The 16823-nt window shown below is 33.3% G+C and carries 13 protein-coding genes and 1 pseudogene; 12 read left to right on the top strand and 2 right to left on the bottom strand.

Features of this window, described 5'->3' with window-relative positions:
- Nucleotides 1–124: 124 nt before the first annotated feature.
- Nucleotides 125–955: an IS982 family transposase gene (locus tag GOQ17_RS15425; RefSeq protein ID WP_159638865.1), complete on the bottom strand. Its 831-nt coding sequence runs from the start codon at nt 953–955 to the stop codon at nt 125–127.
- A 140-nt stretch (nt 956–1095) separates the two neighbouring features.
- On the opposite strand from GOQ17_RS15425, the gene GOQ17_RS15420 reads away from it, so the two are divergent.
- The 10 genes and pseudogenes from GOQ17_RS15420 to GOQ17_RS15375 all read left to right on the top strand — a co-directional run.
- Entirely contained in the window at nt 1096–1698 is a 603-nt protein-coding gene (locus tag GOQ17_RS15420) for an RNA polymerase sigma factor (RefSeq protein WP_159638863.1), read from the top strand.
- Between the two features lie 51 nt (nt 1699–1749).
- A complete protein-coding gene (locus GOQ17_RS15415) occupies nt 1750–2892 on the top strand; it encodes a FecR family protein (RefSeq protein ID WP_159638861.1) in 1143 nt (380 codons plus the stop codon).
- Nucleotides 2893–3100: 208 nt separating this feature from the next.
- The gene (locus GOQ17_RS15410; RefSeq protein ID WP_201288649.1) at nt 3101–6418 is read left to right on the top strand and encodes a SusC/RagA family TonB-linked outer membrane protein; all 3318 of its coding nucleotides are present in this window, start codon (nt 3101–3103) and stop codon (nt 6416–6418) included.
- Nucleotides 6419–6428: 10 nt separating this feature from the next.
- A complete protein-coding gene (locus GOQ17_RS15405; protein WP_159638859.1) occupies nt 6429–7841 on the top strand; it encodes a RagB/SusD family nutrient uptake outer membrane protein in 1413 nt (470 codons plus the stop codon).
- Between the two features lie 3 nt (nt 7842–7844).
- Nucleotides 7845–8615, top strand: coding sequence for a DUF4843 domain-containing protein (locus GOQ17_RS15400; RefSeq protein ID WP_159638857.1), 771 nt, complete (start codon nt 7845–7847; stop codon nt 8613–8615).
- Between the two features lie 23 nt (nt 8616–8638).
- Nucleotides 8639–10180 carry a PKD-like family lipoprotein gene (locus GOQ17_RS15395; protein WP_159638855.1) on the top strand — a complete coding sequence of 514 codons (1542 nt, stop codon included), beginning with the start codon at nt 8639–8641 and terminating at the stop codon, nt 10178–10180.
- Nucleotides 10181–10195: 15 nt separating this feature from the next.
- Nucleotides 10196–11308 (top strand): TlpA disulfide reductase family protein, encoded by a 1113-nt coding sequence (locus tag GOQ17_RS15390; RefSeq protein ID WP_159638853.1) that lies wholly within the window; start codon nt 10196–10198, stop codon nt 11306–11308.
- A gap of 183 nt (nt 11309–11491) precedes the next feature.
- Nucleotides 11492–12097 (top strand): IS4 family transposase, encoded by a 606-nt coding sequence (locus GOQ17_RS15385; RefSeq protein ID WP_159638851.1) that lies wholly within the window; start codon nt 11492–11494, stop codon nt 12095–12097.
- Nucleotides 12098–12249: 152 nt separating this feature from the next.
- Nucleotides 12250–12405, top strand: a complete 156-nt coding sequence (locus tag GOQ17_RS16630; protein ID WP_159638849.1) for a helix-turn-helix domain-containing protein — start codon at nt 12250–12252, stop codon at nt 12403–12405.
- A gap of 110 nt (nt 12406–12515) precedes the next feature.
- Nucleotides 12516–12992, top strand: a pseudogene (locus GOQ17_RS15375) (transposase); the annotation flags it as partial.
- A gap of 42 nt (nt 12993–13034) precedes the next feature.
- On the opposite strand, the gene GOQ17_RS15370 reads toward GOQ17_RS15375, so the two are convergent.
- The gene (locus tag GOQ17_RS15370; protein ID WP_262885594.1) at nt 13035–14507 is read right to left on the bottom strand and encodes an ISL3 family transposase; all 1473 of its coding nucleotides are present in this window, start codon (nt 14505–14507) and stop codon (nt 13035–13037) included.
- A gap of 93 nt (nt 14508–14600) precedes the next feature.
- On the opposite strand from GOQ17_RS15370, the gene istA reads away from it, so the two are divergent.
- Both istA and GOQ17_RS15360 read left to right on the top strand, forming a co-directional pair.
- Nucleotides 14601–16139 (top strand): IS21 family transposase, encoded by a 1539-nt coding sequence (gene istA / locus GOQ17_RS15365; RefSeq protein ID WP_159638843.1) that lies wholly within the window; start codon nt 14601–14603, stop codon nt 16137–16139.
- A 59-nt stretch (nt 16140–16198) separates the two neighbouring features.
- On the top strand, nt 16199–16823 hold a 625-nt coding region (locus tag GOQ17_RS15360), incomplete at its 3' end, for an ATP-binding protein (RefSeq protein ID WP_159638841.1).

Raw genomic sequence — 16823 nt, 5'->3', positions numbered from 1 at the left:
AAGTTGATTTTACGGATGTTCGCCCTAGTAAAACGAGGAGTAATGTATGTGGATAATTATAGAAAAGCTGCTTAAAAAAACTTTTTTTGAATTAAATTTGGATATATGAGAAACCTAGAATACGTTAGTTAATGAATTGAACAACTGTTAGGGCTGTTATTTTTGCTAAAATTCTAGTTTTAAATCCCTCAAAAGTTTTCGCATAATTTCTTCTTATCATAAACTGATCGCAAAGTTGCGAGAATAGAGTTTCAATTCCTTTTCTATATTTTTTGAATAAATAAAACTGTGGCTTGTAGTCTTTTTGATTTACTCTTTTAGGTGTTTCTAATTTAATATTTACCGATTTGAATAAGTCAATTTGTACTTCCGAAGAAAGATAACCTTTATCTCCAAGTGAAACACAATCAGATAATTGCAACTTTACGTCCTTCATATAACGGATATCATGAACCGAAGCTGGATTTATATCAATACTTTGAAAAACACCACTTAATGAACATACAGCATGAAGTTTGTAGCCGTAAAAAGACATTTGCTGTGATGCGCAAAAGCCTCTATTAGGGGTGCAATAATCCTGTTCTTTACATATTTTAGAGCGGCTACTTCGTGCTATCTTACAAACCTCCAATGGCATACTATCAACGATAAAGCATTCTTCGAATTGATTAAACTTTTGAGCTAATTTTAGACGTATATCATTAATGGCAGCACAAAGTTTCCTTTTTCTGCGATTGTAATCACTTCTTTCAATTTTTTTATAAATGCTGGCAGGAAGCTGTTTAAATAAATAATTCTCGCTATCTATACCCATAAACTCTGCTGTCAACACTAAACTTACAACTTCTAAACCCTTAAGTTGGAGTTTTCGACGTTGATAAGTCAATAATGTGGCAGATGAAATTTTTCTTAATACTTCCAAAATTATTTCGTAATTTGCATATAAGTTATTCATTGTAAATGTTTTGTGGTTAAAACAATTTACTGATTTTCAGTCAAATGAACAACTTTTTATTAAGTAATCATAATGCACAGCGGGTTATCTAATATATTTGATATTCTTCTAAAGATTTGCTTACTTCGTCACACTAACCTATGAAAAATATTTTGCCAAAATTTAGTGATAGAGACATTTTACAAGCAATCAAGAATGGGGATAAGAATTCTTTCGATTGTTTATACCATAAGTATGCTGATATATTGGCTTATAAGATTAATAGACTAGTGAAATTACCAGATGCAGTCCAAGAAATACATCAAGATGTTTTTATTAAATTCTGGAGTCATAGAGAAAGAATAGATAGTGAGACTAATCTCAAAGCCTATTTATTTACTATTGCACGAAATTTAGTTTTTGATTTTTATAGAAAGGCATCGAAAGATCAGATGTTAAAATCTGAATTAATATCATCTATAGATTTTTCCTACAACCATATTGATGCGTTAATTGAATCAAAAGAGGCATTTGAGGTTTTAGATTCAATTATTGAAGAGTTGCCAACCCAAAGGCAAAAAGTTTTTAGATTAATAAAAATTGAAGGTAAAACCTACGAAGAAGCTTCCCAAATTTTCAATGTTAGTACCTCGACTATAAAAGATCATATGGCCAAATCGAATGTGTATATAAAGCATAAGATAAAAAGTCAGTATCCTGAATTATTATTAAAATCAATAATTTCTATAATTTTTTATTCGTAAGCCGAGAGTGTCTTTATTTTATTCGTCTATATAAATAAAGACAAGTACACTGTGGAAAATATTAACACAATATATAAGCGTTATCTCGAAGGAACATGTTCTGCAGAAGAGCTAGGAAAGCTATTTATTTATTTCGATGTGGCTAATGATAACGAGCTCAGAGAATTGATAGATTCTGAACTAGGTAGTAGTAATGCAGAATTCGAAAAATCACATTTTCTGAAGAATATCGTAAATACGAATAAAGAAAAACTACATAATACACTTTTTCATTCAGATAATCATAAAAAGAATGCACGAAGAACCCTTATGTATAAGATAGCTACTATTGCAGCTATTTTAATTATTACTTGCGGCTTATTTCTATATTTTCAACCAATTAATTTCAAGCCTAATAGTCATCATAGTGGCCAAAATATACTTGAAAATCAATATGCAATACTTAAGCTATCAGATGGCAAAAAGATAATATTAGACAAAAATAATGCAAGTGTAGATTTGAATGGTTATGCTGTGAAGTATGCAGATATTAATTTATTAAATAAAAATAATGTCCACAATATGATTCTCGAGACTCCTAGAGGCAAAGATTTGAAAATGAGGCTATCAGATGGTTCAATAGTATGGCTTAATTCCGAATCAAGTTTAGAGTTTCCTAGCGATTTTGAAGGAAATAATAGAAAAGTAAAGTTAAAGGGTGAAGGGTATTTCGAAATTACTAAAAATAAAGAAAAACCGTTTGTAGTAGAATGTGACAATCAAAATATTGAGGTGATAGGTACCTCTTTTAACATTAATACTTACAAAGATAATATCAGTACCACAACATTAGTAGATGGTAAAATCAAAGTAATCATACCAAATAATGATAAAACTTTCTACCTAGAAAAGGACCATCAAATAGTAGTGAAAAATAATGAAGGTGAAGTAAGTAAAGTCAATACAAGTGCAACTATAGGTTGGAAAGATGGGTATTTTAAATTTAAATCAACGACAATAGTTGAAGTTTTAGAACAATTGGAAAGGTGGTATGATCTAGAAATTGATTATACGAGAATACCAAATGATATTAGAATAAATGCTATAATTAAAAAGGATAAGAAATTAGCTTCGGTACTCTACGCCATAGAAGAAGTGTCATCATTGAATTTTAAAATAGATGGAAGGAGGTTGGAAATTGTAGATAAGAAATAATGAATAGTAAACAATACTTTATCAAAAACCCGATGTGCGCTAACACATCGAGTCTAAACAGGTAAAGTAAACATGTTATGAATTGAGACAAACAAATTACTAACCTTAATCTAAAGTTATGAAATATTCTATTGTTTTCAGCAGAGGATTCGCCTATTCATATAAAAGGCATTTTCTCCGAAAACATTTTGTAAAACCTATAGCCGAAATGAAATTAATAGTTTTATTGTCGTGTGCGTTTGCATTTCAAGCCTCAGCCACTTTAAAAGCCCAAAAAGTTAATCTTAATCTAAAGAACGCGACAATCGCACAAGCATTGGACGAAATACATAAACAAACAAAGTATGATATTTCGTATAATGACCTTGTGGTAAAAGATCACAAAAAAATCACAATCAATCTTGAAAATGCAACATTTGAGACTGCGATGAATTTAATCTTGGATGGTAAGCCTTTCAGGTATGAATTGAATGATAAAATAATCATTATAAAAAGTAAAAGTAAAGAAAATATAAATTCTCTATCAAATCAATTGAATACAAGTATTCAAAATTTGCAACATCAGATAATACAGGGTGTCGTAACGAATAGTAAAGGCGAACCATTGGAGGGAGCTACCGTACAACTATTAGATGCTCAGGGTAAAACTACACCGATTCAGACGAAAACTAATCAAAAAGGGGAATTTATACTACGAGGTATTGAAGAGAATTCTCCTTTAGAAATTCGATATATCGGTCATCACTCGGTTAGGATATTTGCGAAAAGCAATATAGGAAATATCAAATTAAGTCCTATTATATCTGAACTCAGTGAAGTAGAGATTGTTTCAACAGGGATATTTTCACGAAGAAAGGATAGTTTCACAGGATCATCAGCTACCTATACTGGTAAAGAATTAAAAGAAGTAGGAGTGCAAAATGTAATTCAGAGTCTTAGAACATTGGACCCTACGTTCAATTTAATTGAAAATACACAATTCGGATCCGATCCAAATAGATTACCAGATTTAGAAATCAGAGGTAAAACCAGTTTTGTGGGGCTAAAGGAACAATATGGAGAAGATCCTAATCAACCTTTATTTATTTTGGATGGCTTCGAAACTACGCTGCAAGTCATCATGGATATAAGTATGGATAGGATAGCATCAGCAACTATTCTAAAAGACGCAGCATCCACTGCTATATATGGAGCTAAAGCAGCAAATGGAGTTGTTGTGATCGAAACTAAAGCTCCTGTAAGAGGTAAGTTGCGTGTGTCTTACAATGGTAGTTTAGATTTGACTTTTGCAGATTTATCCGATTATAACTTAATGAATGCTTCCGAAAAGCTTGATTTTGAATTGCTGTCTGGAAATTTTAAATCTAATAATTCTATAGCAGAAGAGGAAAAAATGATCCGTTATAATAATCTATTGCATGATTTAAAGAGAGGTGTAGATACATACTGGCTGGCTGAGCCATTACGCACTGGTGTAAATCAACGAAACAATTTCTATTTAGAAGGTGGAGATCAAGAAATGCGATACGGAATAGGTGTCAATAATAGAACTATCCAAGGTGTAATGAGTAAATCTAAGAGAAATAACCTAAGCGGTAATATTGATTTGATCTATCGAAAGGATAAAATTAGTTTTATGAACAAATTAACAATTGATGACATGAATAGTGCTAATCCAATTGTTGCTTTTTCAGAATATGCTCGTGCTAATCCGTATTACCGTAAAGTCAATGAATTCGGTGGTGTAGATAAATGGCTAGAACCTGTAGGTCAATTCTTACAATTGCCGGTATCTAACCCTCTTTGGGATGATGCTTTGAATAGTTACGATAGATCCAATTCTTTTGGAATTAGAAATAATTTCAATGCCGAATATAGACCCTTAAATTATTTAACACTTCGTGCTAGATTAGGTGTAACTAAAAATAATCAAAAAACGGAAAGTTTCTTTTCGCCCGATGCCACTCGATTTGATGGGGTAGAGGATCTAAGAAAAGGTCAATACAAAATCCTGGATACAAAGATTTTAGGATATGAAGGAGATTTAACAGCGACATTCGGTAAGTTATTTAATAATATACATTTAGTAAATATTGTTGCTGGAACTTCGTTAAATCAATCTTCCAGCTTGTCGCAAGGTTTTGGTGCCGAGGGATTTCCGGAGGGAAATTTTACAACACCAGCATTTTCAAATAGCTATCCGAATACAGGAAGGCCAGATCACACCGACTCAAAACGACGTAATGCTGGATTCTTTATGAACTCTGGTTATTCTATCAATAATAAGTATTTATTTGATTTTAACTTAAGATCAGACGGAACGTCGGTTTTCGGTTCGAACAGAAAATTTTCTACAACATGGTCAACTGGTATCGCATGGAATATACATAATGAATCATTCATTAAGAACAATTTCAATGATGTGACTATGTTGAAAATCAGAGCTTCTGTTGGTAATCCCGGTAACCAAAGTTTTGGCGCTTATAATGCCTTATCTACTTATAAATTTAATAATTGGTTGCAAAACTATTTTGGTACAGGGTTATTGCTTGACAAGTTTGGAGATCCAAATTTAGAGTGGCAAAAAACTTTAGATAAGAATATTGGATTCGATTTATCTGTATTGAACAATAGATTGCATGTCAATTTTGATTATTACGATAAGGAAACAGATCCATTACTTGCTACCGTAGGCATCCCATTATCTGTAGGTATATCGAACCGTATGATGAATGTAGGGATGCAAGTAGACCGTGGATTTAATGGTTCTATTCGATATGCAGTACTATATAGACCATCTGAACGAATCAATTGGACGACTAGCCTATCATTCCGAAAAGGTACAGCATATTATGACAAAATTGGTAATAGATTAGATTCATACAATAGGGAGAATTTAAGTAAAAATCTTTCTAGATATTATAACGGAGCGAGTCCAACAGCATTGTGGTCGGTTAGATCAAATGGAATTGATCCTGCTTCGGGAAGAGAAATTTTCATTAGCCAATCAGGTGAAAAAGTATTTGGCTATAGCTTCTTTGACGAAGTGGTTGTAGGAGATACACGTCCAGTTTTGGAGGGAGTATTTGGCAATACATTTATGTATAAGGGTTTTTCGGCGAATATACATTTAAGATATAGTTATGGAGGTGATATATTTAACAGTACCCTATATAGCAAAGTAGAGAATATATCATCTTCTGAATTAATAAAAAACCAAGATAGAAGAGCTTTGTATGATCGATGGAGAAATGTGGGTGATATAGCACAATTCAAAGGTATATCACTCTCAGAATATACGCCAATATCATCACGATTTGTACAGCAAAATAATTACTTATCAATAGAATCTGTTCGTGTTGGATATGATTTTAGATCACCATGGATGACGAGGATGAAGGTATCTAGTATTCAGGTTAATGCGTACATGAATGATATAGCTCGTTTATCATCAATAAAAGTCGAGCGAGGAATTGATTTTCCATTCGCAAGAACAGTGAGTTTTGGTTTAAATGTTAATTTCTAGTTTTTTAATCATGAACAGATATAGTTTATTATTTATTGGAATAATTATTTCCATATGTTCAAGTTGTAACAAATGGCTAGATGTTCAACCTAGTGACCGTGTTACCGAAGAAAATGCTTTTTCTTCACCTCAGAGTTTTAAACAAGCTCTTAATGGAATATATATAGAGCTAAACAAGGATGCAATATATGGTAAAGCGTTGACGAGTGAGTTTATTGATATATTGGCGCATTATTATTCAATTCATCCAGAATCAGTCAATAATTATGAATTGACTCAACATAAATATACGAGTACAGTTAATTTATCCAGAATACAAAATATATGGGGTACGAGCTATAATTTAATTTCAAATACAAATAAGATTATAGAAAATCTTCATAAAAACACCACAGTTTTAGCAGAAAATGAGTATGCATTAATATATGGAGAAACTTTAGCATTACGTGCATTATTGCATTTTGATTTATTTAGATTATTTGGTCCTATTTATTCAATTAATTCAACAGCTGCAACAATTCCATATTATACAAAGTTTAGTTTAGATGTAGCTACTACTCTTCCGGCTAAAGATTACCTAGAGCAGGTTATTGCTGATCTACAGTTGGCGTTAGAATACCTGAAAAATGATCCAATTATTACGAATGGACCTTATTCAAAATCTTTAGTGAAATTCAATGATAATAGAGTATTCAGATTGAATTATTTTGCTGTAAAGGGACTGTTAGCTAGAGTTTATCTCTATGCAAATCTCAAAGAAGAGGCTCTTGTTACTGCAAAAGAAGTCATCGCTGTCCAAGAACAATGGTTTCCATTCATAGACAATACAAAATATTCATCAGATAGAATATATAGTACTGAAATCCTATTTGGATTACAGAATATCAGAAGGAGAGATTTATTTACTTCGCTGTTTGACAATAAAACGTTGAATGAGGTAAATGCATTATCACCTCGTGAAGATGTTGTTAATTATAGACTATTCGCCAATCAAAGACATGATTATCGCTATATAGGAAATCTATCTAATACAATGTTACTTGGAAATACGAACTACAAGACTTTTGAAAAATACGAAGCTAAGACGGATTCGGTTGAAAATCAAATAATTCCAATGCTTCGTATGAGTGAGATGTATTATATAGCTGCCGAGTGTGAGCCTCTTGTGGCTGATGGTGTGCTACATCTTAATAAAGTAAGAAACAATAGAGGGATAGCATCCAGTTCTTCAGATAGTTTCAATTTTGCGAATTTATTACGTTTAGAATATACCCGTGAATTTTGGGGTGAAGGTCAATTATTCTTTTTTTACAAACGTAAGAATTTAACATCTATTCAATCTGCTTTTGGACAATATAATCAAAGTATGAATGCATCAAAATATGTATTACCAATACCAGAAGGTGAGACTAAATACAACTAAGAAATGAGAAACACTTTATATATAATTATACTTTCAATATTTTTTTATTCATGTGATAAAAATAATTTGATCGTATATACAGAAGATAGCGGAATATATTTTGATAACCGAAATATAGTACTTGACACTATCAATGTTCCTTGGGGGCTAAAGAATAGTGATATAAGAGAACAAAAAATCAAATTGGAGGTCAATCTTTTTGGAAAAGTAGCAGATTATGATCGATCATTCAATATAAAAATTCTCGATACAGAAGAGCCAACTGAACAGGCCAAAGCTGGGATAGACTATTTAGAATTTCCAATGACATATACAATACCAAAAGGTCAAGCTAAAGCCTTCATAGAAATAAATTTATTGCGTACAGAGGCTTTGAAATCGACTAATAAAATTTTAACAATCGAACTAGAAGAATCAGACGACTTAAAATTTTTGTACTCTCGCAAACTGACGGACTCTAATGATAATTCAAAATTATTAGATATTAAACGCGTGATACGTATGAATGAGAATTTTCCGCAACCAGCTTGGTGGGGTATATATGGCACTAGATATTTTGGTACGTGGTCTATGGACAAATCTATTCTAATTTGTGATTTGATGGGGATAAATAGAGAAAAGTGGGCTGGAAATTCACTTGTTGACGAAGATTTTAATGAAAGCATAATAAAATATGCAGGAGTATTCGTACATCGATGGTTGGCTAAACAAGACCCTAAAATTCTAGATTCAAATGGGCAACCAATGGAAATGGGTTGGGATTCAAAAAGATAATTTTATATAGTCGAATTATAATTATGAAAAGATTAATAACGCTAATCATGGTTTGTACCTTATTTATAGGACTTTCATCCTGTCTTAAAGACATAGGTAACTATGATTATAAGGACATAAATGAGTTAACAATAGACGGAATAGATGAATCCAAGGAGATTGATTTATATTCTTTCGTCGATACACTTGTTTTAGAAGCACATATAGAAGGTAAACTATCTAGTGATCCATCACGTTTTAAATTTGAGTGGAAAGTAATGCCTTTTATGGGGGATAATACAGCTGATTCTATAGATCATACAATAGGTGTAGAGCGAAAGTTAGTGTATCCTGTTTCGTTAGATCCAGGAAGTTACAAAGGTTATTTGAATGTCACTGATGTTGTAGAAGGTATACGTTACAGCAAAACCTTTAAATTATTGGTGAGATCGATAGCGAGTGAGGGGTATGTGGTGCTATCTGAACACGAAGGTAGAGCACGTCTAGATATGATTTCTCCAAGTACTGAGTCAGACTACAGAGTAGCCTATGATATATGGAATAATGAAGAGTTTGACTACGGTATACCACAAAGTTTATTTTATAATTATAATACAAGTGGAAAGAGTATGACACTCTATGTGTCAGATAAGGGAACTTTTCGTTTAGATAAAAATTTAAAAGCAAGTGATCGTGATAATATCTCTTGGTTATTTGGTTCCAAACCAGATAATTTTCAACTAAGAGCTACTAGTGCTTCTACATTTAGATCTGGCTTAAGAGAAATTTTGATAAACGATAAAGGCGCATTATGGGCAAGAAACAATCCTGCCTTGAATTCCATTTTTGAATATCCAATTAATTCAATTAATGGTACAGAAGAGGTTCAACTATCCCCACATATTGGTATGATTATTCCAAATGCCTTAAGTAGCTTTTTCCCAAGTGATCCTTCAATTATGTTGTATGATCAGAGCAATAAACAATTTTTAGAATTGCGTAATGGAAGTCAATTTCCTACAGTCATGTCTTTTCAAAATTATAATCTTTTTCCAGTTAGCACTGGGAGGGAGATTGTCCATGCGGCTTCTACATTAAACAGATATACTTTTGCGATTCTTAAGGAGCCTAATCAAAATCGATATTATGTATATGGAATGACTTTGGGAAATAATAATGTTAATAGTCAAGAATATTACTTTGAATTGAAACTTGCGAATCAGGAGGAAATAAAGAATTTTGCAATTCATCCGACTTTACCATATATTTATTATTCAACTAGAAATAAAGTTTATCAATTCGATTATTCTCAAACTAACAGTACAGCAAAACAAGTGTTGGAGTATAATAATGCTGAAATTAATTGTATGAAATTCTTTCCTGTAGTAGGCTGGAATGCATATGCACAATGGGAAAGATTAAAGACAAATGATTTAGTCATTGGACTTACCAAAAAAAATGGTATAGAATCAGAAGGTGTAGTGGAATACTATATAAGTCCACCACTAGGGGGAGCACTAATTCAAAAAACGAGTATAGACGGTTTTGGAAAGATAATCGATATTACATTCCGAGAAAGAGGATAAAATATAATAATAATCATGAAAAAAATATTACAATTCATCATGTTGAATTTCATCGTGATGCAGGTCTATGGACAAGATATTAATGTCCAGATTGATGGAACATCTAAAAACAAAAATAATAATAAAATTATTATTAGCTATTTAGATGGTCGAATGAGAATAAATGATACTCTAAAAATAAAAAAAGGGAAATTTAATTATTCCAAGACTTTAAAAATGCCAGTAAGAGCTAAGTTAACTTGGGGAAATAATAGCTCAGAACCAAAAATGTTGGATGAAAAAAACATCTTTCTGTCGAATGGAAAGATGAAAGTGAAGATTCAAGATTCATTGCAATTTGCAAAAATTGATGGAGGTGAGTTGACTACTGATTTTCATATTTATGAATCCTTTTTAGAGAGTAATTCCGCAGAATCTAGAGAGTTAGATAAAAAATGGAATGCTATGAACAAATCAGAACAAGAGAAATTTTGGTATGAACGTAGTGAAATACGTAGAAGATTGAGTAGAGAGCGCAAGGAAGTTATGTTAGAACATGCGAAATATAATCCAACAAGTTATTTTAGTTTATTAAGTCTAAATGAGTTGTCATTACAAAATGTAGATATACCTAATGTAAAACCTTTATTCGATAAGTTGTCATCAGAACTTAAAAACACCGAAATAGGTAAATCATTGCAAAATAAAATTAATATAGCTAGTCGTATCGAAATTGGTCAAGTAGCCCCTGATTTTGAACAGGGTGATATGGATGGAAATATGGTAAAACTATCTGATTTTAGAAGCAAATATGTGTTGTTAGATTTTTGGGCATCTTGGTGTGCGCCATGTCGAGTTGAAAATGTCAATTTAGTTAAGGCATATGAAAAGTATAAAAATAAAAATTTCGAGATATTAGGTGTATCGCTTGATTATCCAGGTAAGAAAGAAAATTGGTTAAAAGCAGTAAATGAAGACAAGCTTACATGGACTCAAGTAAGTGATTTGAATGGGTGGGATAATAATGCTGCGAAAATCTATGCTGTTAGAGCTGTGCCTCAAAGTTTTTTGATTGATCCTGAAGGCAAGATTGTAGCTAGAAATTTAACAGGAGAAAAGTTAATTGAAATGTTAGAAAAACTATTGTAAATGGCACAATAATGATTATATAACTAAATAGTCTGATTAAATCTAATCAGACTATTTAGTTAACGTGAGTTCGGGATAAGAAAAATTAAAATTTATCATTAGTGTCCTAAATAAGGAAAAAATGGCCGTGTATTTATATAGCAGGGATTGCTATATTTAATTCGCTAAAATTCCATCACCGCCATGGTAAATATAAACGTATTTTCTCAGATATTAGGACTAGTAGATCGCAATATTTTTAACAAATTAGTTCAACAATATCAGTCCGATAAACATCATAAAGGAATTAATAGTTGGACACACTTTGTAAGTATGCTTTTCTGCCATCTTTCCTCTGCTGATTCCGTGCGTGATATTTCTAATGGGCTTCGTAGTACTACAGGAAACATGAGTCATATGGGCATCTCCAGAACGCCTAGCAAGTCCAACCTCTCATACATCAACAAACATCGTGATCATGGGCTATTCCGTGATTTGTATTATAAACTTTTGGATGATTTGTGGCATAAAGATTCACCAAGACGCGCAGAACTTAACAGGCTTAAACGTAAAGTATATCTCATGGATGCTACTATTATTCCTTTATGCTTAAGTGTATTTGACTGGGCTAAATTTCGCAGTGCTAAGGGAGCTGTAAAACTCCATAATATACTTGATTATGATGGCTGTATGCCCAGTTGTGTGCATATGACAGATGGTAAACAACATGAATCTAAAATAGCCAAGACCATTTCATTTCCTAAGGGTTGTGTGGTGGTTGTGGATAGAGGCTACGTTGATTATGCTTGAATGAACGTTTTGGGCAGCAACCAGAGCTTCTGTCTATAACGGAGGTCAATGGGCCAGTTGATTCGGTTTGATTTGCCAATTATTTCGGAAGTCAATGGGCCACTTTCCATTAAACTGCTTAAGTTGCTGCTGTATAATCATATGATCACAGCATGGCAGGACAACGGAAAGACAAAATGGAACTCAGAACACTTATCCTTCTAAAGAAAAAAGGACTTAGTAACCGTAAGGTTGCCCAGATATTGAACATCAACCGTAAAACGGTGGACAGCTATATTAAGCGGTTTAAAGTACTAGAATTAACGTGAGTTCGGGATAAGGAAAAAGATTAAAAATCTTAATTAAAAACATAAAAAAGGCTTGATTTTTTCATATAAATAGTTGACAATCAATCACATGAATTATTAAATCAAGCCCTATGTTGAGAGATAAAGTTATAGAAATATTCGTTAAAGTGGATGATTTTTGCAAAGAAATTCAACCCATATTAGAAGAAAAGCGAATTGAAGATAAAAAATTAGGAAAAAGATGTCGTAAAACTGGATTGTGTGAGAGTGAGTTGATTAGTTTAATGGTTCTTTTTCATTGTGGACAATTTAGCAATCTGAAGTCCTTTTGTGTCCATTATGCACTACCTCATTTGAAAGATTTGTTTCCTGGCATGACCTCTTATAATCGCTTTGTTGAACTTCAACCTCGATGTGCTGTTGTGTTTATGTTGTTTGTAAAAATGAAGTGTTTGGGCAAGAGTGAAGGAATCAATTTTATAGATTCTACACATATCAAGGTATGTCACAACAGAAGGATTCATCAGCACAAAGTTTTTAGAGATACAGCTGAACGAGGACAATGTTCAATAGGTTGGTTCTATGGATTTAAACTTCATCTTATTATTTGATTATTCCGAACAAAGTGGTTCTTCGTCAATTTTGGTGAATTATGCTGATTTTGCAAGTATCATTTTCCTCAATAGCTGAAATCCTGCCCTACCGTACATTTTTCTTTTTATATTTTTTATTCGATTAACTTGTCCTTCAACCTGGCCGTTACTTACTGTTGTTACTACAGCAATATTTACTGCTTCATAGTCCCTTAAAAGGTTTTTAGCAAAATTTTTAAGCCCACACTCTGATGTTGATGCCTCCTGAATCCATTTTTGTAACATTCCGTCTTTCTTGATAAGAAACAATTGTTTAAAGCCCTTTATCAACTGCTCCATTTGTTTTATTTGAGGAAGCTTTTCAAATAATAATTCTAAAAATTCTTTATCATCTTCCTTAAGGTGTTTTGAATCCCTATAGAGCATTAAGGATAATTTGGTTGGCGACCAAGTTTTTGTTACCACCACCTGTGCCTCATATTTCATTCTACTAAGCCCCGGCATATTATAAACTTCATTCATCTTGTGGCAAAACTGGGTATACTTACCATTGAATCCCATCTGAACAATAGTGTTATGCAGTTCTCGATATGTTTTTCCGTGGTTCTCTTCGCTCAAAAGATAATTAATGAAGGATTCTAAGTTGGTGGAGTTTCTTGATTGTCTTTTCTCAAGTTTTTCCATGGATACATACCTTGCGACTGTTTTTCGATCCAGCTTTGTAATTTTGGCAATTTGTCTCAGTGTAGTACCATTGGCATATAGCTCTTTAACCTTGTCGAATAGATATTGTTTATGTGCACCAATGTTTGCTGTAGAAATCGTTGGTGCTACAACTTCTAAATTTGCTTCAACAGGTCCGGTAACTTCCGTTAATGTAGGATCATTCCTTTTGGGATCATTATAAAGCTTAAATATTTCCTTCAATTGTTTTGCTTGTGATTGGAAGACTTTTTTAGCGGCTTCCCCTAAGTTCATAATTAGGTGAAAGCGGTCGGCTACCTGAATGGCATCAGGGGCTCCTGTTTTTATACCCAAAGCATATGGACCATAGCGATCTCTGGATACTACTTTTATTTCTGGATGATTCTTCAGCCACTCTGCTAGCGTATCCGATTCACGATCCGGAAGTAAATCTATCACTTCTTTGCGTTCTAAATCCACAATAACAGTTCCGTAAGTACTTCCTTTTTTGAATGCCCAATCATCTACGCCAATTACCCCAGATTTCAAAGCTTTAGGTTCTACATCTACTCCTTGAATCACTCTTAACATAGTGGAGGAACTAACCGGCAGTCCAACATAGCGACTAATTGCTGAACCTCTATTTCCTCCCAATTCAAGTCCCATTTTAAAAAGAAGATCATTTGAACGAATCATTCTTCTATAATATGGTCTGATTTCACAATCGAAGCGTTCAGTGAAAACCTTTTGTAATCGGTAATTCAGAATACACAATTTTTGGTAATTATGAGTGCAGCAAAAATGGCAAGAATGGTGCAGCGTTTTTGGCAATAAAGAGTGCAGCATAATTGGCAATAATAAATACATAGTTCATCTTTTGGAACATAGAGTTCCAAAAGAAAAAACAAGCTTTGTCATAGCAATTAAGACAAAGTAATTATGAACTATTATTTAAATAAACTTATGACCTATCATGAGGTTCACAAAATGTATCGAGAAGGTAATTCGATACGAAAAATTTCAGAACATTTAGGACTGAATTGGCGCACGGTAAAAAAGCTCTTATCCAAAGACGACCGAAGTTACCAAAAAGAACTAGAACAGCCTATTTCAAAGAAAAAACTTCTTGATCCCTTTCGAGATTTTGTACGGGAAAAATTGGAGCTCTACCATGATACTTCTGCCGCACAAATGTTTGATTGGCTTAAAGAACAACACCCTGACTTTCCCTCAGTTAGTGCCAAAACAGTATTCAACTTTGTACAAGGAATTCGGGCGGAATTCAATATTCCTAAAGTGAGCTCTGCTCGTGATTTTCAGATGGTTGAAGAGCTTCCTTACGGTAGTCAAGCTCAGGTAGACTTTGGTTTTTATAATATGACCACCACAACAAATAAGCAAAAGAGAGTACAATTCTTTACTTTCATTCTATCGCGCAGCCGTTATAAGTTCGTTTTGTTTAGTGATATTCCTTTTACCACGGCAATGGTTATTGATGCACATGAACAAGCTTTTCAGTTTATTACTGGTCTGCCTGAAGAAATCGTTTATGATCAGGACAGATTGTTTATCGTCTCTGAAAACCTAGGTGACATAGTACTCACTTCCGAGTTTTCGAATTATGTGCGAGAGCGTGGAATTAAGCTTCATTTTTGTCGAAAATCCGATCCCCAAAGCAAGGGTAAAGTAGAAAACGTAGTTAAATATGTAAAGCAGAACTTTCTATATAATAGGCCATATCGTGATCTTGAAACGCTTAATGATGAATGTATAGCCTGGCTGCACCGTACGGCCAACAATCTGCCCCATGGTACAACCAAACTTATTCCACTAGAAGAACTTGCTAAAGAGCAGATGTTTTTAGAACAGTATCACCAAGTGCTTCCCAAGCCACCGCAAAAACAGATTTATGCTGTTCATAAAGATAATAAGGTGTCTTATAAGGGTAATTTCTATAGTGTTCCAATTGGCACATATAACGCTGGTATTACTAAAGTCCACCTTACAGAGCTCTCAGGAAAAGAAATCTGCGTACATGAAGTATCAGCTTTAAAAGGGAAAAAGATCATTCTGCGTACTCATGGCCGTAATATGGAGCCAAAGATAACAGAGCTGATTTATCAAACAGCTTCTTTATTCGAAAATATAGAAAAAGCACAGCAGTGGCTAATTGCGATAAAACTCCATAAAAAAAGATATATACGAGATCAGATACAAATGATTGAGCGTGTCATAGAAAACAATAATCCGCTTGATATATCACGTGCATTAGATTACGTTCATACTAATAATATACTAAGTGCAACGGACTTTAAAGCTTATCTAGATTATATCCGCTCAGAAAAAACTCATAAACCGGAACTAGAAACCAAAATTATCAGGCTTAACCCACTTTCAGCAAGCAATAACACCCAAATGGAACTAGAACCTCAGAAAAGTGATTTAACTGATTATGAATTACTTTTTGGTAACAACTAATAATATCCCTGTCGGTAATACGGCAGGGAAAAACTAATAACTCTACTAAAATAATAACAATGGAAAATCAAAAACAACTGGTAAAACAACTTTGTTCAGACTTCAGAATCTCAGCGGTTGCTGCAAATTTGGATCAAATAATAGCTACAGCTGAAAGTGAAGATATTGGCTATTTAGAGCTCCTAACAAGGTTATTGAAAACAGAGCAGCAACATCGCCAACAAAGAGATGAAGTTAGACGTATGAAATCTGCTGCTCTTCCCCGTAATAACGATTTATTAAACTATGATGCTAAACGTAATGGACTTACTGATAAAAGACTCGCCACCCTTAGAGAGCTTAACTGGATAGATCAGCTCTTTAACTTAGTTCTTATGGGACCAAGTGGTACAGGAAAAACAATGCTAGCGGCAGGGTTAGCCAAGGATGCTGTAAAGGCCGGGTATCATGTATACTTTAGAACTATGGAAGAAATAGTCTCTACCTTAAAAACCAAGGACTTTGTACGATCGCAAACAGCAGAATACAAAAAAATGGTACGAGCTAACCTAATCATCATTGATGATGTTATGCTTTTCCCTTTAGAAAAAAATGTTGCAGTTGGCTTCTTTAATTTTATTAATCAAATATATGAATCAACATCTATTATCGTAACCACTAATAAGAAACCAACTGAATGGGCTA

The organism is Sphingobacterium composti (assembly GCF_009829075.1).
In the GTDB taxonomy this organism is placed as follows: domain Bacteria; phylum Bacteroidota; class Bacteroidia; order Sphingobacteriales; family Sphingobacteriaceae; genus Sphingobacterium; species Sphingobacterium composti.
Note: the sequence above shows the minus strand (reverse complement) of the source record. Positions and strands in the feature narration are given on the sequence as shown.

Coding starts and splice junctions, on each gene's coding strand:
- GOQ17_RS15405 (WP_159638859.1), top strand. CDS start 6,429: ATGAACAGATATAGTTTATTATTTATTGGAATAATTATTTCCATATGT.
- GOQ17_RS15410 (WP_201288649.1), top strand. CDS start 3,101: ATGAAATTAATAGTTTTATTGTCGTGTGCGTTTGCATTTCAAGCCTCA.
- GOQ17_RS15395 (WP_159638855.1), top strand. CDS start 8,639: ATGAAAAGATTAATAACGCTAATCATGGTTTGTACCTTATTTATAGGA.
- GOQ17_RS15420 (WP_159638863.1), top strand. CDS start 1,096: ATGAAAAATATTTTGCCAAAATTTAGTGATAGAGACATTTTACAAGCA.
- istA (WP_159638843.1), top strand. CDS start 14,601: ATGAACTATTATTTAAATAAACTTATGACCTATCATGAGGTTCACAAA.
- GOQ17_RS15390 (WP_159638853.1), top strand. CDS start 10,196: ATGAAAAAAATATTACAATTCATCATGTTGAATTTCATCGTGATGCAG.
- GOQ17_RS15400 (WP_159638857.1), top strand. CDS start 7,845: ATGAGAAACACTTTATATATAATTATACTTTCAATATTTTTTTATTCA.
- GOQ17_RS15385 (WP_159638851.1), top strand. CDS start 11,492: ATGGTAAATATAAACGTATTTTCTCAGATATTAGGACTAGTAGATCGC.
- GOQ17_RS15425 (WP_159638865.1), bottom strand. CDS start 955: ATGAATAACTTATATGCAAATTACGAAATAATTTTGGAAGTATTAAGA.
- GOQ17_RS15370 (WP_262885594.1), bottom strand. CDS start 14,507: ATGCTGCACTCTTTATTGCCAAAAACGCTGCACCATTCTTGCCATTTT.
- GOQ17_RS16630 (WP_159638849.1), top strand. CDS start 12,250: ATGGCAGGACAACGGAAAGACAAAATGGAACTCAGAACACTTATCCTT.